Here is a 19,233-nt window from a genome sequence, read left to right on the forward strand (position 1 = left end):
GGGCCGACATTGCCGTCGCGGCCGGCAGCCCGCGGCTCCGCGCCGGAGCCCGGGCGCGGCCGCATTCCGTCGTGACGTTCGAGCGAAGAGACCATGCGAACCATCGTGTATGCCGACGGCGGCTGCGATCCCAATCCCGGTCCCGGCGGCTGGGGCGTGGTGATCCAGGCCCCGGACGGCCCGATCGAGCTGTGCGGGGGCGAGACGCAGAGCACCAACAACCGCATGGAGCTGACCGCGGCGATCCGGGCGCTGGAGCATTTTCCCGAGGGCGCCGCGATCGAGATGCGGTGCGACAGCCAGTACGTGGTGAAGTCGGTCACCGAGTGGATCCGGGGCTGGAAGCTCAAGGGCTGGCGCACCACCACCGGCCCGGTGAAGAACGTCGAGCTGATGCAGCGCCTCGACGAGCTGGCGGCGCGGCGCGACGTGCGCTGGGTCTGGGTGAAAGGCCATTCCGGCGAGGCCGGCAACGAGCGCGCCGACCGGCTGGCGGCCCAAGGGCGGCGCCAGGCCCTCGGGCTGCCGCCCCGGGCCGACATCGCGCCGGCGCGGACATCCGCCGCCACGAACAAGACGGCTGTGCCGGCAGCCGCCCCGGCGCCCTCCGCTCCGCCCGCGGAGCCGGCCCCCCGCGGTACCTCGATCCCGGTGGACGGGGCGCTGGGCCTGCGCCTGTCGCGCGCCGCCAAGCAGGCCGGCACCACGCCGCAGGCCTATGCCGACGAGGTGCTGCGCCTCGCCGTCGATCTCGGCCCCGAGGGGCTCGCGCTCCTGCGCGACGCGAAGGCCCGGAAGCTGCCGGCAGCGTGAGGCGCGAGGGAGCCGGCGCCCCGGCCGGCTCCCGCTCACGCCGGTCTCACGCGCTCCGGGGGAACGGCACCACCGTGTCGTCGCCCGGTTCGGCGCCGCGCATGACCGTCTCGATCATCCGGGCGAGCGCCGCCTGGTCGTAGGGCTTGGCGAGCCGCGGCAGCTGCGCTCCCTCGCCGGATCCGAGATCGGCGTAGCCGGTGGCGAGGATGACCTTGAGGCCCGGGCGTTCGGCGAGGATGCGCGCGGCGAGTTCGACGCCGGTCATCTCCGGCATGGCGTGGTCGGTCAGCACCAGGTCGAGGGTGCGGGCGCGGCGCATCAGCGCCAGGGCTTCCCGGCCGGACCGGGCCTCGATCACCCGGTGGCCGAGGTCTTCCAGCATCGCGGCGCTGTTCTCGAGCACCAGGGGATCGTCGTCGACGACGAGGACCACCTGGGACGTAAGCAAGGTCTGGGACGGCGGGACGCGGGGGCCTGCGACGGAACGCGGCGACGGCTCGGCGACGGCCTGCGCCGCCACCGGCAGCCAGATCTCCGCGGTGGTGCCGGAACCCGGCCGGCTGCGCAGCGCCAGGCGGCCGTGCGACTGGGCTGCGAGCCCGTGCACCATCGAGAGGCCGAGCCCGGTGCCCTTGCCGACGCCCTTGGTGGTGAAGAACGGCTCCTGCGCCCGGGCGAGGACGGCCTCGTCCATGCCGGTGCCGGTATCGGCGACCGACAGGCACAGCATCGTGCCGGCCTCGTCCGGACCGGCTCCCTCCCGCTCGGCCCCTTCGTCCTCGCCCGCCCGCGCGGCGATCGTGACGGTGCCGCCCCCCGGCATCGCGTCGCGGGCGTTCACCACGAGGTTGAGGAGGGCGAGTTCGAGCTGGTGGGCATCGACCAGGGCGGGCGGCAGCCGCAGCGGGAAGCGCGTCTCGATCCGGATTTCCGGCCCGATCGAGCGCTGCAGGAGGTCGGCCATCCCGCGCACCAGCCGGGCGAGGTCGACGGGCTCCGGCCGCAGCTCCTGGCGCCGGGCGAAGGCGAGCATGCGCTGGGTCAGCGCCGCGCCGCGCTCGGCACCCTGCACGGCGTTGTCGAGGAGGCGCAGCAGGCGGGGATCGTCGGGCAGGCGCTTGCGCATCAGCTCCAGGCTGCCCAGCACCGCCATCAGCAGGTTGTTGAAGTCGTGGGCGACGCCGCCGGTGAGCTGGCCCACCGCCTCCATCTTCTGGGCCTGGGCGAGGGCTCCTTGCGCCTGGGCCAGGGCCTCCTGGGCGCGGCGGCGCTCGGTGATGTCGCGGGTCACCTTGGCGAAGCCGACATGCACCCCATCGCCGTCGCGGATCGGATCGATGACGACGCTGGCCCAGAACCGGGTGCCGTCGCGGCGCAGGCGCCAGCCCTCGGCCTCGAACTTGCCCGCGGCGAGCGCGGTCGCGAGCGCCCGGGCCGGAACGCCCTGCGCCCGCTCCTCCTCGGTGTAGAAGCACGAGAAATGGGTGCCGACGATCTCCTCGGCCTCGTAGCCCTTGATCCGGCGGGCGCCGGCATTCCAGTTCGCCACCATGCCGTCGCGGTCGAGCATGAAGATCGCGTAGTCGGTCACGCTCTCGAGCAGCAGGCGGTAGCGCTCCTCGCTGGCCCGCAGCGCCGCCGCCTCCCGGGCGGCGTTCTGGGAGAAGCGCCGGTCGATCGCGGCGGCCGAGAGCGCGAGGACGAGGACCAGCACGGTCACCGCGGTGACGCCGACGGCGAGGCGGGCCTGGCCGAACCCGGCCGCGGCGGTGTCGGGCAGCGCCGCGGCGTGATGCGCGACCGTCAGCCCCTGCATGCCCGAGAAGTGCATGCCCGCGATGGCGAGCCCCATCACCCCGGCCGCGGCGATCCGCAGGCCGACGCCGCTCTCGGCGAGCGCCAGCCGGATCGCCGCCGTGGCGGCCACGACCGCCACCACGACGGAGGCGGCGACCCAGGCCGGATCGTACCGGAGGGCGCCCGGCAGGTGCATCGCCGCCATGCCGGTATAGTGCATCGAGACGATGCCGAGCCCGGTGACGAGGCCTGCGAGCGCGATCCGCGCCGTCCGAGGCCGGGTCCCGTCCCCTCCCTCGCTGCCGGGTCCTTTCGCGATCGAGAGGCCGAGCGCCGTCACGGCGACCGGCACGGCGAGCGACAGGAGGGTGAGGCCGAGGTCGTAGGTGATCTCGATGCCGGGCAGGCGGAAGGCCAGCATCGCCACGAAGTGCATCGACCAGACGCCGCCGCCGAGCACCAGGGCGGCGGCCATCAGCCAGGCGCGGCGCGCCCAGCCGGCCGCGGCCTTCATCCGGTCGGCGAGGTCGAGGGCGACGAAGGCGGCCAGCATCGCGATCGCGACCGAGAGGCCGACGAGAGCGGGATCGTGAAGGCCGGCATGCGCCATCGTGCACCTCGGGGCGGGCGCGGACGGCCCCGGCTCGGCGGAGCCGGGAGCGTCGATCGGGTTACTCTACTTCAGGCTGCGCGGCCGCGCGACGGACGGGGCCGGCCACCCACCCCTATCTCGAGGCCGATCTCTCCGGGAAACTACCAGGTCGTCGGCTTCGGGTTGCGCTCGTCGAAGCCCTTCTGGTGCCAGTACGGGTAGATCGGGGTCTCGTGGCTCGCCGCGTCGAGGCGGGCGATCTGGGCCGGGTCGAGGCTCCAGCCGACGGCGCCGAGATTCTGCTTCAGCTGCTCCTCGTTGCGGGCGCCGATCACGATGTTGGCGACCGTCGGGCGCGAGAGGAGCCAGTTGAGCGCCACCTGCGCCACGCTGCGCCCGGTCTCGGCGGCGAGTTCGTCGAGGACGTCGACGACCCGGAACAGCGCCTCGTCGGAGACCGGCGGTCCGCCCTCGGCCCCGCCTGCCGCGATGCGCCCGCTGGTATTGGCGCCGCGACGGATCTTGCCGGTGAGGCGGCCCCAGCCGAGCGGGCTCCAGACCATCAGGGCGACGCCCTGATCGAGGCCGAGCGGCATCAGCTCCCACTCGTAGTGGCGGCCGACCAGCGAGTAGTAGCCCTGGTAGGCGACATAGCGGGCGAGCCCGTAGCGCTCGGAGGTGCCGAGCGCCTTCATCAGCTGCCAGCCGGAGAAGTTGGAGGCGCCGATATAGCCGATCTTGCCGGCGCGGACGAGGTCGTCGAGGGCCCGCAGGGTCTCGTCGACGGGGGTGAGCGCGTCGAAGCCGTGCATGAAGTAGACGTCGATGTGGTCGGTGCCGAGGCGCTTCAGGCTCGCCTCGCAGGCGCGCACCAGGTGATAGCGCGACGACCCCTTGTCGTTCGGGCCCTCGCCCATCGGGAAGGTCGCCTTGGTGGAGATCAGCGCCCGGTCGCGCTTGCCCTTCAGCGCCTGGCCCAGGATCTCCTCGGAGGCCCCCTGCGAGTAGATGTCGGCGGTGTCGAAGAAGTTGACGCCGGCATCCAGGCAGAGATCGACCATCCGGCTCGCCTCGGCGACGTCGGTCCGGCCCCAGCGCTCGAAGAACTCGTTGCTGCCCCCGAAGGTGCCGGTGCCGAGGCTCAGGACCGGGACCCTGAGGCCGGAGCGTCCGAATTGACGATAGTCCATGGAGGAAGCCCTCGTCCGTGGGCCGGGCGATACGCCCGGATGCTCGTGGGATGAGGAGGTGTCTTAGGTCGCGTCCAGGCAACGACAAGCCGGGCCGATGCCGGGCGGGGGCGCGGGGGCGTCAGGTCGAGGTCACGCGACCTGACGCAGGCCCGGCCCGGCGATCACCACCCGGTCGCGGCCCTGGGCCTTGGCCTGGTAGAGGGCCCGGTCGGCGAGATCGAGCAGGGTCTCGAAGTCGCCGGCGCCGCGGACGACCCCGACGCTGACCGTGACCGCGAGGTCCGGCACCAGGTCCGGGCGCATCGCCGCCACCGCCTGGCGCACGGTCTCGGCGATCCGGGCCGCTTCCCCGACGGCGACGCCGGGCAGGAGGCAGGCGAATTCCTCGCCGCCGAGGCGCCCGAACGCCGCGTCGCCGGGCAGGACCTGGCGGGCGGCGGCGCAGAAGCCGACCAGCACCGCGTCGCCGACCGCGTGGCCGAAGGTGTCGTTGACCCGCTTGAAGTGGTCGAGGTCGAACAGCAGCAGGGCGGCGGGCCCGGCCGCCAGGATGCGGCGCGCCTGCCCGGAGAGCGCCCGGCGGTTGGCGATGCCGGTGAGCGGATCGGTCTCGGCGGCGCGGCGCTGCTCGGCCTCGAGCCGCTCCTTGGCGAGCGCCATGAACAGGACCGCGACCGCCACGGTGTAGAGCAGGGCGACGAAGCACAGGGCCGCGACCCAGAACGGATCGGTCGGGGTGCCGACCGGCGGCACCGGCAGGACCAGGGTGGCGGGAATCCGCGCCCAGGACAGCAACGCCTCGCTAGCGAGCAGGATCGCCGCCGGAGCCCGCGAGGGCAGCCGCTCGCCGCGGTGGTGCCACAGGGTGCGGGCGGCGAGCGCGCAGTACAGCCCCGCAACCGCCGAGGCGAGGATCACCCGGGCACCGAGCGAGGCGTAGAACGGCGGCACCAGGCAGGCGGCGAGCCACAGCACGGCACCGGCGCCGGTCTGCCGAGCGGTGACGCGGCGGCCCTCGAACGAGCGGGCGCCGGCCCAGATCAGCCCGAAGGCGAGCAGCATCGCGGCGTTGGCAAAGCCGATCGAGAGCCAGTCCGGAACGTGGCCGCGCAGGCCGAACAGCGCGACCGCGCCGGCGCCGACGATCTGGGCGGCGCCCAGGAACCCGAGGGCCCGGGTCTGCCGGGACTGCGACCAGGACAGGAGATAGAGGCCGCCCATCACGACCATCACGAAGATGGTCACGGTCACCAGGGTCGGCGCGTCCAGCTTCATCCCGTCTGCGCCCCGCCCGACCTCGATTCTGGCGACCTTATCATGGCCGTGCGTCCGGTTGTTGCCGATTCGGCCGGTACAACCCCCAAACGGGGGATGACGGGTGCTTTTTTCCTAACGGCGGGCCTAGCCGGCGAGGCGGCGGAAGCGCCAGGCGACCCGGGTGCCGTCGCCGACCGTCAGGTGGAGGACGATCTGCTCGGTGCGACGGGCGCCGTTGAAGGCGGCGAAGAACACGCTCTCCTCGATCACCGGGTCGATCTCGTCGGCCTCGAACAGCCAGGGCGCACCGGCCCCGGCGAGGCGCACGCCGCGCCCGACCCGGCTCGCCCGCACGCTCGGGTGGAGGTGGAAGCGGATCGCGGCCTCGACCGGCTCGCGCCGGCCCTTCGCCTCGTGCGGACCGGTGGCGCGCACGAAGCCGTCATGGCCCTCCAGCAGGGCGCCGTCGGGGTGCAGGCGCCAGCGCCGCTCGTGCAGCAGGCCGAGCACCGGGGCGTAGCCGTCGTGCCGGGCGGCGAGCACGTCGACGCCCGCCGCATCGGTGCCGCGCTCGACCGCGACCTCGGCCGGTCCGCGCACGACGATCGATCCCATCCGGGCCTTGAGCCAGGCGGCCAGGGGATGGATCAGCCCGGCCTGCTTCACGCCGAGGAAGCGGCAGGACGAGCTGTCGGCGAGGCAGGCGGTGGAATGGGCGGCGGTGGTGCGGGAAAGCGCGCGCAGCTCCTCGCCGGTCGCCGGCATGCCGCAATTCACCACCAGCCGCTGCGGGCCGCAGGACAATTCGAACGACAGGCAGCCGGCGCCCGCCCGGGCCGAGAAGGCCGGCGGCGGGGCGGGCCCGACATCGGCGACGACGAGGGTGCCGCCCCCGCCCTCGAGGCGGGCATAGCCCGAATGGGGCGCGTGCATCAGCGGCCGGGCGAGCGCCCCGTCGTAGATCAGCAGGGTCGCGAGCTGGTCGGCGGCGGTCGCCCCCATGCCGTTGTGGTGGCCGAGCGAGGCGTCGCCGTGGCGCAGGAGCCGCAGGAGCGGCAGCATCCGGTCGACGGCGTTGAGCAGGGCCTCCGGGGGGGCGATGTCGCGGCTCAGGAAGCTCTGGCGCAGCGGCAGCAGGTCGAGGAGCAGGTCCTTGGCAAAGCCCGGATCGCGGCTGCGGTGGCCGCCGTCGGGCAGGATCTGGCGGGTCAGCTCGCGGTGGAGGAGCCGGGTGCCCCGGCGCAGCACCGGATCGAACCCCTCGCAGCACAGGCCCGCATAGGCGAGCGCCACCGCGGCGAGCAGCCGGTCGCCCGGCAGGATGCCGCGGCGCAGCGCCCGGTCGAGGGCGTGGGTGCAGCGCCCGATCTGGCGCAGGAACGCCTGGTAGAAGGCATGGTCGGCGCCCTCCAGCACCAGGGGCGACTGGCTCAGAAGCGAGATCAGGCGGCGCGCCACCACCGCCGGGCGCTCGGCGAGATCCCGGTCGCCGCGGCCGGCCATGAAGTCCTGCACGAAGGCCCGGGCGTTGGCACGCGAGAGCGCGCTCTCGGCGGCGCGCAGGTGGCGCAGCCAGCCGAAGCCGTAGAGCTGCTCGCCCCATTCCGCGGAGGGCGGCGCGAAATCGAACGGCGAGCGTCCGCCGGTGGCGAGCGCCCGGCCGGCGAACACGAACAGGCCGGCATAGATGTCCGCCGCGATGGTGGCGTCGCTGGTGCGCAGGTCCTGCGGCGCGATGACGAGGCCGGTCGGACGCAGGCGCGTCAGCGCCGAGGGCCGCGAGGTCGCGCGGGCCGCGACGCGGCGCAGCGAGCGGCCGGCCGCGCGCCCGACGAGCCGGTAGAACCGCCAGCGGTCAGGCCCCCAACCCACGCCACCTCCTGCCCGGCCGCCGCCCCGCGGCGCCGTCCCCCGTCAAGGAATGGTCAAGGATCATCGTGGGGTCAAACCGCCGAGTGGCGCCGTGAACAGGGATTCCGGTCGGGCCGCCGCGTTCCGGCCCTCACGCGTCCCGGCGCTCCAGGCGCACGGCGTAGAATCCGTCGAGCCCGCCGCGGCTCCCGGCCCCCTCGCCGGGCCAGTGCGAGGGCAGCGTGCGCAGGTCGCCGGCCGCGGTGACGAAGGCGGGATCGCCCGCCTCCTCGGCGGTGACCGGGCGGCGCACGAAGGCGGGGTTGCGCTTCAGGAACGCCTCGGCCTGGGCCTCGCCCTCCTCCGGCTCCAGCGAGCAGGTGCAGTAGACGAGGCGCCCGACCGGGCGGACGAGCCGCGCCGCCTTGTCGAGGAGCCGGCGCTGGAGCGCGACGAGGCGCAGGAGGTCGTCCTCGCGCTTGCCCCAGGCGACGTCGGGGTGGCGGCGCAGGGTGCCGGTGGCGCTGCAGGGCGCGTCGAGCAGCACCGCGTCGAACAGCCGGGCCTCCGACAGCGTCAGGGCGTCGGCGGCCAGCACCTCCGCGGTCAGGCCGAGGCGGGCGAGGTTTTCGTTGAGGCGGCGCAGGCGCGCGGCCGAGCGGTCGACCGCCAGCACCTCGGCGCCCGCCGCGGCGAGCTGGGCGGTCTTGCCGCCGGGTGCGGCGCACAGATCGGCGACCTGCTCGCCCGGCCGCACGCCGAGGAGGTGGGCCGGCAGGGCCGCGGCGGCGTCCTGGACCCAGAACGCGCCCTCGGCAAAGCCAGGGAGGTCCGGCACCGGCGTGCGGGCGTCGTCGAGGCGCAGGCTGCCGGCGCCGGGCAGGCGCTGCCCGACGAGCCCCTCGGGCACCGGCACGCCCGGGCGCAGGGTGAGGTCGAGTCCGGCCCCGCGGGCGTTGGCCGCCGCGATGGCGCGGGCCGTCTCCTCGCCGTAGGCCGCGACCCAGCGCCTCGCCAGCCAGGCCGGTGTGTTGAGGGCCAGGGGCTCGGCGTCGCCCTCCTGGCGGATCGCGTCGCGCTCGCGGGCGATCCGGCGCAGCACCGCGTTGGCGAGGCCGGCGAGGTGCTGGAGGCCGGGCTCCGACTTCGCCAGGCGGACCGAGAGGTCGACGGCGGCGTGGTCCTGGACGTTGAGGTAGAGGATCTGCGCCGCCCCGGTGGCGAGGAGGGCGACGAGGCCCGGCTGGTCCTCGGGCAGGCCCTTGGCCAGTCGCGCGTGCAGGGCGTGGCGGATCACCCCGAGATGCCGGAAGGTCGTCGCCGCGATGGCGCGGGCGAGCCCCGCATCCTGGGGCGGCAGGGCGGCGCGCTGGGTCGCCGGCTCGATCGCGTCCTCGAGCGCGGTGCCGCGGTTCTTGCCGATGAGGTCCGCCACGGTCTCCCAGGCGAGGCGCCGCGCCGGCAAGCCGGCGACCGCGTTGTCAAATCCGTCCATCCCCACTCCACCCGCGCCGGGGCGGATCGTCGCCCGCGCCCCGACCTTGACGCTGCCCGCCGCGCCCTCCACCTCGGAGGGATCGCGCGGCCTTTCGGCCGGGGTGGCATCCGGCCGCCCGAGATGCAAGCGCCGCGACACGAGAGACCGACCGATGAGCGAGAGCGACGCCCCTTCCCCCGAGCCGGTCGCGAGCGGGCCCGAGGCCCCGTCCCGGGTGCTGTCGCCCGCCGCGCAGCGCGCCCTGGCGGAGGCCGAGGCGCGCCGTGCCGCGATCGACGCCCACGCCGCCGAGATCCGGAGCGAGCGCGAGATCAACGGGCGCGGCGGCCTGGAGCCGGTGCGCTACGACGACTGGGAGGTGAAGGGCCTGGCGTCGGACTTCTGACCCGATTTCATTCGAGGAGACGCGCCGATGGGCTTGCTCGACGGCCTGCTCGGCCACGGAAGCGACGCGGCGCCGGAGGCGGTGGCGCAGGAACTCGACGGGATGCTCGTCCCGGGCGAGACCGTGCAGGTCGCCTTCCGGGTGATCCGGGACCTGATGGTCTTCACCGACCGGCGGATGATCCTGGTCGACAAGCAGGGCGTGACCGGCCGCAAGGTCTCCTACCTCACCGTGCCCTACCGGGCGATCACCTCGTTCTCGATCGAGAATGCCGGCAGCTTCGACATGGATTCGGAGCTGACGATCTGGGTCTCGGGCCGGCCCGAGCCGATCGCCCGCACCCTCAAGCGCGGTGCCGACATCCGCGGCATCCAGCGGGCGATCGCCGCGACCCTGCGCTGACCCATAAGGCGTGGGAACGCCGTCCCTCCGCTTCCGTTGGCGTCGCGAGACGTCCCCGAAAGGAGCAGGATCATGAGCGACACGACGATCGACAAGGTGTCCGGCGCGCAAGCGCCGCAGGGGCCGGACGGCCAGCGTCACCTCGCCACCGGCAAGCAGGTCGCGATGCGGATGTGGGTCGACGAGGCGCCGACCGACGACAAGCCGAGCGCGGCGCGCCCCTACGAGACCGTCGGCTACGTGATTTCGGGCCGCGCCGAGCTGGTCGTCGAGGGCCGGACCGTGCGGCTGGAGCCCGGCGATTCCTGGCTGGTGCCGGCGGGCGCCGAGCACACCTACCGCATCCTTGAGCGCTTCACCGCCATCGAGGCGACCTCGCCGCCCGCGTAGCGCACGGGCGCGGCGGCCCGCGAGAGGCGGCGGGTCCGGGCGTCCCGGATACGGGCCGTCGAGGGGACATGCACGCGGAGATCGCCGCCATCCGGGCTGCCCTGCCGGAACTCTGGACGCAACGCTCACAAGCAGGGCGGCACCCCTCGCTGAACCAGAGCATTTTCCGACGAAGCGGAAATCGGTTCGTCGCAGAGAATTCGACGAAACAATGACTTGGAGAGCTTCGCGATCGCAATGCGATCGTGAAGTGCTCTGACATCCCAGGCGTCACTGCCGTGTACCGTGCGCGCTGCATCAGGCGCCGCTCGATGCGCTTGATTTCGCCGCATCATCTGCGACGAACCGGCATCCACCTCGCCGGAGAAGGCGCTAGAGCGCTTCACGATCGCGCTGCAATCGCGAAGCTCTCTAGGCTATTGATCTTGCCGCATTTTCTGCGACAAACCGGTATCCACTTCATCGGAAAATGCTCTAAGCAGACTTGCGTTAGCAGGCCAACGCTTCGCCCGCTCAGGTTCTTGTTTTGTCGCAGATTTTCGTCGCCGAACCGGCAACCGCTTCGGCGAAATCTGCTTAGTTCCTGGCCGCCGCGCGCCGCGCCAGCGCCCGGTCGAGGAAGCCGAGCCGGTCCTGGCCCCAGAACAATTCGCCGTCGAGCACGAGGGTCGGCGAGCCGAACACGCCGAGCGCCTCGGCTTCCTCGCCGTTGCGGCGGTACTGGGCCTGCACGGCCTCGCTGCCCTCGGCGGCCACCAGCGCGGCGCCGTCGTAGCCGTTCTCGTCGGCGATGGCCCGGCGCACCGCCGGGTCGGCGATGTCGCGCTCCTCGGCCCACAGCGCGCGCAGGATGGCGTGGGAGAGCGGAAAGGCGTCGAGCCCGGCGGCCTGCGCGGCGATGACCGTCCAGCCGGCATGCTTGTTCCAGTTCGGCGCCGGGTTCTGCATCGGGTAGTGGCGCGGCGTCACGTTGAGGGGCAGGCCGAGATAGTCGCGCCAGCGGGCGAGCTCGACGGCATGATAATCGCGTCGCGGCTGCGGCCGGGTCCGGATCGGTACGCCGCCGGTCTTGGGCACCACCTCCTGGAAGTCGAAGGGCTTGAGCACCAGCCGGGCGCGGTGGCGGCGCACGATGTCCTGGAGCCGCGGCCCGCCGAGATAGGCCCAGGGCGAGGACAGGCTGTAGAAGCAGGACAGATCGGGCATCGGGACCTCCAGGATTGGCACGGGCATGGATATCGACCAGGACAGCGCGGCCGTGAAGGGACTAACACTCCTCGCCGCCGAGGTACGGCGCGACCTCGCCCGCCTGAATCACCCGCCCGCCCGCTGGACCCTGCCGATCGATGGACCGGAAGGGCGCCCGGCCCTCGACGTGCTGGTGGTCGGCGCCGGGATGTGCGGCCAGACTGCCGCCTTCGCGCTGCTGCGCGAGGGCGTGTCGAATATCCGGGTGATCGACCAGGCGCCCCGGGGCGCCGAGGGGCCGTGGGGCACGTTCGCACGGATGGAGACCCTGCGCTCGCCCAAGCACCTCACCGGGCCGGATCTCGGCATCCCCTCCCTCACCTTCCGGGCCTGGTGGGAGGCGCAAGCCGGCGAGGCGGGCTGGGCCGACCTCTACAAGATTCCGCGCCTCGACTGGCTGCGCTACCTGTTGTTCGTGCGCGACACCGTCGGCATCCCGGTCGAGAACGACACCCGCCTCCTGCAGCTCTGGCCGGCGGACGGGCTGATCGGGGCGCGGATCGACGGGCCGGCCGGGCCCGAGACCCTGTACGCTCGCAAGGTGGTGCTCGCCGCAGGCCGCGACGGGTCCGGCGGCCGGCGGATGCCGTCCTTCGCCACCGGCGGCGAGGGCCGCCTGTTCCATTCCTCCGACCCGATCGACTTCTCCCGCTTCCGCGGCGGCCGGGTCGCGGTGCTGGGCGCCTCGGCCTCGGCGATCGACAACGCCGCGACGGCGCTGGAAGCCGGGGCCGCCGAGGTGACGCTGTTCGTGCGCCGCTCGCGGTTTCCCCAGGTCAACAAGTCGAAATGGGCCGCCTTCCCGGGCTTCCTGCGCGGCTACGCCGCCCTCGACGACGCCCGGCGCTGGGCCTTCACCACCTACCTGATGGGCGAGGGCACGCCGCCGCCGCACGAATCGGTGCTGCGCTGCACCCGCCACCCGAACTTCGCGGTGCGGTTCGGCGAGGGCTGGACCGGAATCGAGGAGGCGCCCGACGGTCTCGTGATCGAGACGGGCCAAGGCCGCTACCCGGTCGAGGCTGCCGTGGTGGCGGTGGGCTTCGACATCGACCTGACGCGGCGCCCGGAGCTCGACCGCTTCCGCGACGCGGTGCTGACCTGGGGCGATCGCGTCCCGGCCGCCGAGGCCGAGGCGCACCCGGAAGCCGCCCGCTTCCCCTATCTCGGCGACGGGATGCAGATGCTGGAGCGGGTGCCCGGCCGGTTGCCGGAACTCGGCCTGCTGCACGTCTTCAACTGGGGCGTCAGCCTCAGCCACGGCGCGCTCGCCGGCGACATCCCGGGCCTCGGCATCGGGGCGACGCGCCTCGCCCAGGCGCTGGTGCGCGACCTCTTCGTGTCGCAGGCCGATGCCCACTTCCCCCGCATGATGGCGCACGAGGATGCGGAGCTGGAGCCGACGCCGTTCTTCGTCGCCCGGGGGGCGCGGTGAGGCGCCCTCCCCGCTCCGGTCAGGGCAGCGGCGCCTTCGCCGGGGGCTTGCCGCTGATCAGCGCCATCGTGGCCTCGTCGCGCTCGGAGATCAGCCGGGCGCCGCGCTGGAAGCTGACATAGGCCCACAGCCAGCGCAGGGTGACGACGAGCCGGTTGTGGAAGCCGACCAGCAGGTAGACGTGGGCGACGCCCCAGACCAGCCAGGCGAGGAAGCCCTTCAGCTTGACGTGGTCCCACTGCACCACGCCGGCATTGCGCCCGATGATCGCGAGGTTGCCGCGGCTGCGGAAGCGGAACGGCTGTGGCGCCCGGCCGTGCAGGATGCGGTCGCGCAGTGCGCGGCCGAGATAGCGGCCCTGCTGGTCGGCGACCTGGGCGAGGCCCGGCAGGGGCGTGCCGTCCTCGGCCTTGGCCTGGGCGAGGTCGCCGAGCGCGTAGACGCCCGGGCGGCCGATCACCGCGAGGTCCGGCCCGACCGGGACGTGGCCCTGGCGCGTCGTCTCGACCCCGAGCCAAGCGCCGGCGGGCGAGGCGCGCACGCCCGCGCCCCAGACCACCGTGGCGGCCGGGATCAGCCGGCCCTGGACGGTGATGCCGGCCTCCGACACGTCCTCGACCGCGTGGTCGGTCAGCACCGTGACGCCGAGGCGCTCGAGCGCTTGGCGGCTGTAGGCGGAGAGGTCCTCCGAGAAGGTGCCGAGGATCCGGGGTGCCGCCTCGATCAGGAGGATGCGGGCCCGCTTCGGGTCGATGCGGCGGAAATCCTGCGACAGGGCGTGGTGGGCGAGCCCCGCGATGGCGCCGGCCATCTCCACCCCGGTCGGCCCGCCGCCGATCACCGCGAAGGTCAGCAGCCGCTCGCGGGCGGCCGGGTCGTCCTCGCGCTCGGCCGCCTCGAAGGCGAGCAGCACCCGGGCCCGGATCCGGCGGGCGTCGTCGAGGGTCTTGAGGCCCGGCGCGTAGCGCTCCCATTCGGGGTGGCCGAAATAGCTGTGGGTGGCTCCCGTCGCCAGGACCAGCGTGTCGTAGGGAATGCGGGTGCCGTCGCGCAGGATCGCGGCGCGGCCTCCCACGTCGATGCCCTCGACCTCGCCCATCAGCACGCGGACGTTGCGGTCCCGGCGCAGGATCGCCCGGATCGGCTCGGCGATCTCGCCCGGCGCGATGACCGCGGTGGCGACCTGGTAGAGCAGCGGCTGGAAGAGGTGGTGGTTGCGCCGGTCGATGAGGGTGACCTCGATGTCCTTCGCGTTGCCGAGGCCGCGCGCCATGGTGAGCCCGCCGAAGCCTCCGCCGACGATCACCACCCGGTGCGCGCCGGAGGACGGCACGCGCAGGCCCGCCGGATCGGCGCCCGGAACCTCGACGGGCACAGGATCGCGGGCGGAGGGGTTCGGGATCTCGGTCATGCAGTCTCTCTGGCCTCGGGGATCCGGGTGGCGGGCTTGCGGCCTCGGCGACGCCCTGCTGCGGAAATTACGAGCGGGGCGCCGCGGGGAACCTTGCCGGGGCGCCTCCCTCACCCAAGGTTACCAGACCACAGCCCGGGGAGTACCCCCCGCGTTGGCGGAGACGGCAGGTCGATCCGTCGGGATCGGCGGGGTTGCGATCGCCGGGCGGGCGGGGCGGACAATCCGTCGGACGCCTAATCTACAGATATAAACTGTATAAATCAGCTTACCTCGACGGCCCGCCGGATTTAGGCTACCCGTGCGGCGGAGCACGAGTCCCCAAGGGAGAGACATCGCATGGCCGACGCCACCGCCACTTCGGAATCCGGCCGCACGATCGGCCACGGCCGGGTCTACGACTCGATCACCGAGACCATCGGCAACACCCCGCTGGTGCGCCTCAACCGCCTCGCCAAGGAGCGCGGGATCGACGCCGAGATCCTGCTGAAGCTCGAGTTCTTCAATCCGATCGCCTCGGTGAAGGACCGCATCGGCGTCAACATGATCGACGCCATGGAGGCCTCGGGCGTGCTGAAGCCCGGCGGGACCCTGGTGGAGCCGACCTCCGGCAATACCGGCATCGCGCTCGCCTTCGTGGCCGCCGCCCGCGGCTACCGGCTGATCCTGGTGATGCCCGAGACGATGTCGCTCGAGCGGCGCAAGATGCTGGCCTATCTCGGGGCCGAGCTGGCGCTGACCCCCGGCCCGCAGGGCATGAAGGGCGCGATCGCCAAGGCCGAGGAACTCCTCAAGGAGATCCCGGGCGCGATCATGCCCCAGCAGTTCAACAACCCGGCCAACCCCGAGATCCACCGCAAGACCACCGCGGAGGAGATCTGGGCCGACACGCACGGCCAGCTCGACGCCTTCGTGGCGGGCGTGGGCACCGGCGGCACCATCACGGGCGTCGGCCAGGTGATCAAGCAGCGCCTGCCGTCGCTGCGCGTCGTCGCGGTCGAGCCGGAGGATTCCCCGGTCCTGTCCGGCGGCCAGCCCGGCCCGCACAAGATCCAGGGCATCGGCGCCGGCTTCGTGCCGGGCGTGCTCGACCGCGGCGTGATCGACGAGGTGGTGACGGTCTCCAACCAGACCGCCTTCGACACCGCCCGCCTGCTCGCCCGGATCGAGGGCATCCCCGGCGGCATCTCCACCGGCGGCAACGTCGCGGCGGCGCTCGAGATCGCGGCCCGGCCCGAGTTCAAGGGCAAGCGCATCGTCACGGTCGCGTGCTCGTTCGCCGAGCGCTACATCTCGTCGGCGCTGTTCGAGGGCCTCTGAGGTACACCGGCGGGGCCCCAGGGCCCCGCCGCATCGGCGAGATCGGGAATCTCAGGCGACGAGTTCGGGCAGCTCGGTCCGGCGCCCCTCCTCGCAGGCGCCGCGGCGAAACAGGGCGGCGCAGCGCGATTCGCGGTGCACGCTCAGGATCGAGGCCCGGTCGATGTCCGGGTTGTCGGCGAGGATGCGGCGCACGTCCTCGACGAGGCGTCCGTAGCGCCCGGCATCGAAGCCGGCCTCCAGCGGGCTGACCGCGATGTAGGCTTCCACCACCAGGACCTTCTCGGCCTTGTCGCGGGAGACCTCCGCGGCGATCCAGGCGGATTTCACGAGGCGGTTCGGGTTGACCATCGGCGTACCTCCGTTCCGGACGGACCGCTCTGCGGCGGCTTCATCCACCCCGAGACTGCGGCAAGACGCGCACTCTGCCAATACCCCGGGCGCCGGAACCGGACGAATGGACGCAACGGCACCATGCGCCGTGCACATGGAACGTCGACAAGGTTCGTGTCGTCCGTCATGATTTCGGCACTGCACATCCCGCATCGCAAAAGAATCCGGCGGGCATTCGGCGCCGGATAGCGGCCGCACATCCCGTCGGAACGACCCCGGACGCGGCGCTGGTCTTTCGGGTGCTCGCTGACCGGAGGGTCGGACGGCCGGGGTTGCGCGAAGTCCGGTCTCAGGCCGCCCCGCGCTCCTTCAGTCCCGTCTCGGACCACAGCGACGCGCTCACCTCCACCCGGTTGCGGCCGTTGCGCTTGCAGCGGTAGAGCGCCGCGTCGGCCCGGCCGACCAGGCTGTCGGTGCTCTCGCCCGGGGCCAGGGTGGCGACCCCGAACGAGCAGGTCCGGGTGCCGGCCTCCGGCAGGGCCGTCCCCTCGACGCGCTGGCGCAGGCGCTCGGCCAGGGCGACCGCCCCGGCCAGGTCGGTGTCGGGGCAGAGCACCATGAACTCCTCGCCGCCCCAGCGGCCGAGGATGTCGGTCGGCCGCACGGCGTCGCGCAGGAGGCCCGCGAAGGCGATCAGGACCTGGTCGCCGACCTTGTGGCCGTGGCGGTCGTTGACCGACTTGAAGTTGTCGATGTCGCCGAGGATCAGCGAGAGCGGCCGCTCCCGGTCCTCGGTCGCCTCCGCCAGGGCCTCGTCGAGCTTGCGCCGGTTGAACAGGCTGGTGAGCAGGTCGGTATGGGCCAGGGCCTCGAGGTCGCGGGTGCGCTCGGCGATGCGGTCCTGCAGCGTCGCGTTCATCTCGCGCAGGTCGCGCATCAGGGCGGCGTTCTCCTCGAACGACCACCGCAGCCGGTCGCGCATGGTGTTGAGCGCGCCGGCGAGCGCGTGCAGCTCGTTGCGCCCCCCCGCCTCGATCACCAGCGGCGGCGCCCCGAGGGAATCGGCGTCCATCCGGGCGAGGTAGTCGCGGATCTGGCCGAGCGGCCGGCCCACCATGGTGCGGATCACCAGGTAGAAGATGAACCAGAGCATGACCGACTTGATCGCCGAGTTGATCAGGATCACGTAGAGCGTGTTCTTGACCTGCTCGATCGCGATGCTGTCGTCGGAATGGACGGTCCAGGAGCCGATCGGATAGTTGCGGCCGTTCTCGTCGGTGTGGACGACCGGGAAGGTGCGGCTGAACGGCGTGCCGAAGGGCCGGGCGGCCAGCTTCGCCTCCTCGTTGCGGCCGACATGCCGGACCGCGCCGGCCTCGTCCGTGAAGGTGCCGGTCGCCTGGACGCGCCGTCCGGTCTCGTCGCGCACCTCGACCCCGACGACCGCCGGGATCTCCTGCATGCCCGCCAGGATGCCGCGCAGCACCTCGGCGTTGTAGCGCCACATCGCGTCCTCGATGCCGGGCGTGAAGGTGCGCTGGAGGGCCGCCACGTCGTCCTGCAGTCGCTGGCTCGCCGCCCGGTAGGCGACCGTCATCTGCACCGCCGTCAGACCGACCGCGACGATCACGTAGCAGCCGAAGATCACCCGCATCAGGCGGCCGGCGAGGGCCCGGTCCCGGGATGAGGGGCCGCCGTCGAGGACCGTACGAATGGAGCGAAGGATCGTCATGCCCTAGACCCGGCTCCGAACAAGATGAGGCAGCAAGAGGGCGGTCGCGGGACGAGCCGCGTCATGCCGGGGACGACGGTTCTTCCCTACCATGTCTTCCTGTGCGAGTCCCGTCCGGCCCGGTCGGACGATACTCGCGTCAGACCTTCAAGATCGAGTTAATCGTACACGAACGACGTCGCCGTCCAATCTCCGTCGAACCCCCGTCCCCAGCCCGCGCGACCGGTGCGATGCGGATATGCGCTGCGTCAGGCGCGTGGGCTCGACAGTGGCGACGCCCCGCGATCCCGCGATCGACCCCTGCCGGTCAGGCGAGCCAGGCGACGAGGAGCGAGACGGTCACTACCGAGGCGAGGTGCGAGAGCAGGATCGCCCCGGAGGTCACGCCGGCCTCGAGCCCGTAGAGCTTGGCGAGCGTGAACGGGCCGGAGCCGATCGGCAGCGCGCTGAGCAGCACCGCCGCCCGCGCCCAGAGGTCGGGCACGGCGAAGACCTGGTAGACGAGGAGCGCGGTCACCGCCGGCTGCAGCACCAGCTTGAGGACGACGAGCACGGCCATCGGGCGGATGTCGGAGAGCACCACCCGCTCCTGGGCCAGGAACAGCCCGATGCAGACGAGGGCGCAGGGCGAGGCCGCGCCCCCGAGGAGCGTGGCGAAGCGCTCGACCGGCCCGGGCACCGGCGTCCCGGTGAGGCCGACCGCGAGCCCCGCGAGGGGCGCGATCAGCAGCGGGTTGCGCAGGAGCGCCAGCACGACCTTGCGGGCGGTGCCCGAGCCCGCCCCCTTCTGCAGGTCGAGCTCGATCACCACGATCGCGAACAGGAACAGCACGCAGGCGGTGAACAGGGTGGCGATGACCGCGGCCGGCAGGCTCGCCGGCCCGAAGACCAGAAGGCAGAGCGGGATGCCCATGAAGCCGACGTTGCTGTAGCCGGCATCCAGCCCCTCGATGCAGGCCTGGGCCGGGCGCAGGGCGCGCCCGAGCCCGAGCAGGAAGGCGGCCGCGAAGGCCGCCGCGATGCCGCCCGCGAAGGCCGCCGCGAAGCCGATCTGGGCGACCTGGGCGGGGGTGATCTTCGCCATCGCGCCGAACATCAGGGCCGGCAGCGCCAGGTAGATCGCGAAGCGGTTCAGGCTGTCGGCCGCCGCCGGCCCGAACAGGGCGGTGTGCCCGGACAGGAACCCCGCCAGGATCAGGGCGAAGATCGGGAGGGCGGCGTTGAGGACGGCCTGCATCGGGGGAGCGCCGGGACCGGGCGGGGCGCCGGCGAGAGCCGCTTTGGTGCAGGGGCGCGGCCGGCGCAAGGGCGTGAGCCCTGCGCCGGCCGCGGGGCGAGGTCCCGCCGCCGGAGGGCGGCGGGACGCGGGGCCGGCGGGTCGGTCCTTGACCGGTCTCTTGGTTCGACCTTGGATCAGCCCTGGTTGCCGTAGCCGAAGGTGGTGTCGCCCGGGGCCGCGCGGCCCTCGAGCGCGCCGTATTGCAGGTAGTGCAGCATCGGGTCGACCTTCGCCCGCGCCACGTCGCCGTTGGCCGCCAGGTAGGCCGTGGTGTCGAACGCCTTCGACGGGTCG

At 73.0% G+C, this 19,233-nt stretch carries 16 protein-coding genes; 6 read left to right on the forward strand and 10 right to left on the reverse strand.

Features of this window, described 5'->3' with window-relative positions; genetic code table 11:
- The first annotated feature begins 93 nt into the window (after window positions 1–93).
- Window positions 94–813, forward strand: a complete 720-nt coding sequence (rnhA, locus tag HPY23_RS01270) for a ribonuclease HI (RefSeq protein ID WP_091887902.1) — start codon at window positions 94–96, stop codon at window positions 811–813.
- Between the two features lie 46 nt (window positions 814–859).
- Here the strand turns inward: rnhA and HPY23_RS01275 are convergent, their stop codons facing one another.
- From HPY23_RS01275 to HPY23_RS01295, 5 genes are all read right to left on the reverse strand, one after another.
- Entirely contained in the window at window positions 860–3,223 is a 2,364-nt protein-coding gene (locus tag HPY23_RS01275) for an MHYT domain-containing protein (protein WP_091887904.1), read from the reverse strand.
- Between the two features lie 143 nt (window positions 3,224–3,366).
- Complete coding sequence (locus HPY23_RS01280; RefSeq protein ID WP_091887906.1) at window positions 3,367–4,395, reverse strand: aldo/keto reductase; 1,029 nt, start codon at window positions 4,393–4,395, stop codon at window positions 3,367–3,369.
- 132 nt (window positions 4,396–4,527) lie between these two features.
- A complete protein-coding gene (locus HPY23_RS01285; protein WP_060849896.1) occupies window positions 4,528–5,673 on the reverse strand; it encodes a GGDEF domain-containing protein in 1,146 nt (381 codons plus the stop codon).
- 126 nt (window positions 5,674–5,799) lie between these two features.
- Window positions 5,800–7,527 carry a heparinase II/III family protein gene (locus tag HPY23_RS01290; protein ID WP_060849895.1) on the reverse strand — a complete coding sequence of 576 codons (1,728 nt, stop codon included), beginning with the start codon at window positions 7,525–7,527 and terminating at the stop codon, window positions 5,800–5,802.
- Window positions 7,528–7,657: 130 nt separating this feature from the next.
- On the reverse strand, window positions 7,658–9,001 hold the full coding sequence (locus tag HPY23_RS01295; protein ID WP_091887908.1) for an RsmB/NOP family class I SAM-dependent RNA methyltransferase: 1,344 nt from the start codon (window positions 8,999–9,001) through the stop codon (window positions 7,658–7,660).
- A 154-nt stretch (window positions 9,002–9,155) separates the two neighbouring features.
- Here HPY23_RS01295 and HPY23_RS01300 point away from each other — a divergent pair, with 154 nt between their 5' ends.
- From HPY23_RS01300 to HPY23_RS01310, 3 genes are all read left to right on the forward strand, one after another.
- Complete coding sequence (locus HPY23_RS01300) at window positions 9,156–9,389, forward strand: DUF1674 domain-containing protein (protein WP_060849893.1); 234 nt, start codon at window positions 9,156–9,158, stop codon at window positions 9,387–9,389.
- Window positions 9,390–9,416: 27 nt separating this feature from the next.
- Window positions 9,417–9,791 (forward strand): PH domain-containing protein, encoded by a 375-nt coding sequence (locus HPY23_RS01305; protein ID WP_091745455.1) that lies wholly within the window; start codon window positions 9,417–9,419, stop codon window positions 9,789–9,791.
- A 72-nt stretch (window positions 9,792–9,863) separates the two neighbouring features.
- Entirely contained in the window at window positions 9,864–10,181 is a 318-nt protein-coding gene (locus HPY23_RS01310) for a cupin domain-containing protein (RefSeq protein ID WP_091887912.1), read from the forward strand.
- A 576-nt stretch (window positions 10,182–10,757) separates the two neighbouring features.
- Here the strand turns inward: HPY23_RS01310 and HPY23_RS01315 are convergent.
- Complete coding sequence (locus HPY23_RS01315; RefSeq protein WP_091887943.1) at window positions 10,758–11,387, reverse strand: 2-hydroxychromene-2-carboxylate isomerase; 630 nt, start codon at window positions 11,385–11,387, stop codon at window positions 10,758–10,760.
- Between the two features lie 25 nt (window positions 11,388–11,412).
- Here HPY23_RS01315 and HPY23_RS01320 point away from each other — a divergent pair, with 25 nt between their 5' ends.
- Window positions 11,413–12,864: an NAD(P)-binding domain-containing protein gene (locus HPY23_RS01320; RefSeq protein ID WP_091887914.1), complete on the forward strand. Its 1,452-nt coding sequence runs from the start codon at window positions 11,413–11,415 to the stop codon at window positions 12,862–12,864.
- A 19-nt stretch (window positions 12,865–12,883) separates the two neighbouring features.
- On the opposite strand, the gene HPY23_RS01325 is transcribed toward HPY23_RS01320, so the two are convergent.
- Complete coding sequence (locus HPY23_RS01325) at window positions 12,884–14,275, reverse strand: NAD(P)/FAD-dependent oxidoreductase (RefSeq protein ID WP_200601995.1); 1,392 nt, start codon at window positions 14,273–14,275, stop codon at window positions 12,884–12,886.
- Window positions 14,276–14,614: 339 nt separating this feature from the next.
- Between HPY23_RS01325 and cysK the strand changes: the two genes are divergently transcribed.
- Window positions 14,615–15,595, forward strand: a complete 981-nt coding sequence (cysK, locus tag HPY23_RS01330) for a cysteine synthase A (RefSeq protein ID WP_060849889.1) — start codon at window positions 14,615–14,617, stop codon at window positions 15,593–15,595.
- A 51-nt stretch (window positions 15,596–15,646) separates the two neighbouring features.
- On the opposite strand, the gene HPY23_RS01335 is transcribed toward cysK, so the two are convergent.
- From HPY23_RS01335 to HPY23_RS01345, 3 genes are all read right to left on the reverse strand, one after another.
- Complete coding sequence (locus tag HPY23_RS01335; RefSeq protein ID WP_060849888.1) at window positions 15,647–15,946, reverse strand: hypothetical protein; 300 nt, start codon at window positions 15,944–15,946, stop codon at window positions 15,647–15,649.
- Between the two features lie 331 nt (window positions 15,947–16,277).
- Window positions 16,278–17,660, reverse strand: a complete 1,383-nt coding sequence (locus HPY23_RS01340; protein WP_091887918.1) for a GGDEF domain-containing protein — start codon at window positions 17,658–17,660, stop codon at window positions 16,278–16,280.
- Between the two features lie 307 nt (window positions 17,661–17,967).
- Complete coding sequence (locus HPY23_RS01345) at window positions 17,968–18,897, reverse strand: AEC family transporter (RefSeq protein WP_091887921.1); 930 nt, start codon at window positions 18,895–18,897, stop codon at window positions 17,968–17,970.
- Between the last annotated feature and the right edge of the window lie 336 nt (window positions 18,898–19,233).

Origin of the sequence: Methylobacterium ajmalii (assembly GCF_016613415.1) — a bacterium.
GTDB classification, from domain to species: domain Bacteria; phylum Pseudomonadota; class Alphaproteobacteria; order Rhizobiales; family Beijerinckiaceae; genus Methylobacterium; species Methylobacterium ajmalii.

What these genes read in the sequence shown, in the direction of transcription:
- HPY23_RS01285 (WP_060849896.1), bottom strand. Translation starts at nt 5,673, where the DNA reads ATGAAGCTGGACGCGCCGACCCTGGTGACCGTGACCATCTTCGTGATG.
- HPY23_RS01335 (WP_060849888.1), bottom strand. Translation starts at nt 15,946, where the DNA reads ATGGTCAACCCGAACCGCCTCGTGAAATCCGCCTGGATCGCCGCGGAG.
- HPY23_RS01275 (WP_091887904.1), bottom strand. Translation starts at nt 3,223, where the DNA reads ATGGCGCATGCCGGCCTTCACGATCCCGCTCTCGTCGGCCTCTCGGTC.
- HPY23_RS01345 (WP_091887921.1), bottom strand. Translation starts at nt 18,897, where the DNA reads ATGCAGGCCGTCCTCAACGCCGCCCTCCCGATCTTCGCCCTGATCCTG.
- HPY23_RS01325 (WP_200601995.1), bottom strand. Translation starts at nt 14,275, where the DNA reads ATGACCGAGATCCCGAACCCCTCCGCCCGCGATCCTGTGCCCGTCGAG.
- HPY23_RS01305 (WP_091745455.1), top strand. Translation starts at nt 9,417, where the DNA reads ATGGGCTTGCTCGACGGCCTGCTCGGCCACGGAAGCGACGCGGCGCCG.
- HPY23_RS01315 (WP_091887943.1), bottom strand. Translation starts at nt 11,387, where the DNA reads ATGCCCGATCTGTCCTGCTTCTACAGCCTGTCCTCGCCCTGGGCCTAT.
- HPY23_RS01295 (WP_091887908.1), bottom strand. Translation starts at nt 9,001, where the DNA reads ATGGACGGATTTGACAACGCGGTCGCCGGCTTGCCGGCGCGGCGCCTC.
- HPY23_RS01320 (WP_091887914.1), top strand. Translation starts at nt 11,413, where the DNA reads ATGGATATCGACCAGGACAGCGCGGCCGTGAAGGGACTAACACTCCTC.
- cysK (WP_060849889.1), top strand. Translation starts at nt 14,615, where the DNA reads ATGGCCGACGCCACCGCCACTTCGGAATCCGGCCGCACGATCGGCCAC.
- HPY23_RS01340 (WP_091887918.1), bottom strand. Translation starts at nt 17,660, where the DNA reads ATGACGATCCTTCGCTCCATTCGTACGGTCCTCGACGGCGGCCCCTCA.
- HPY23_RS01300 (WP_060849893.1), top strand. Translation starts at nt 9,156, where the DNA reads ATGAGCGAGAGCGACGCCCCTTCCCCCGAGCCGGTCGCGAGCGGGCCC.
- rnhA (WP_091887902.1), top strand. Translation starts at nt 94, where the DNA reads ATGCGAACCATCGTGTATGCCGACGGCGGCTGCGATCCCAATCCCGGT.
- HPY23_RS01310 (WP_091887912.1), top strand. Translation starts at nt 9,864, where the DNA reads ATGAGCGACACGACGATCGACAAGGTGTCCGGCGCGCAAGCGCCGCAG.
- HPY23_RS01280 (WP_091887906.1), bottom strand. Translation starts at nt 4,395, where the DNA reads ATGGACTATCGTCAATTCGGACGCTCCGGCCTCAGGGTCCCGGTCCTG.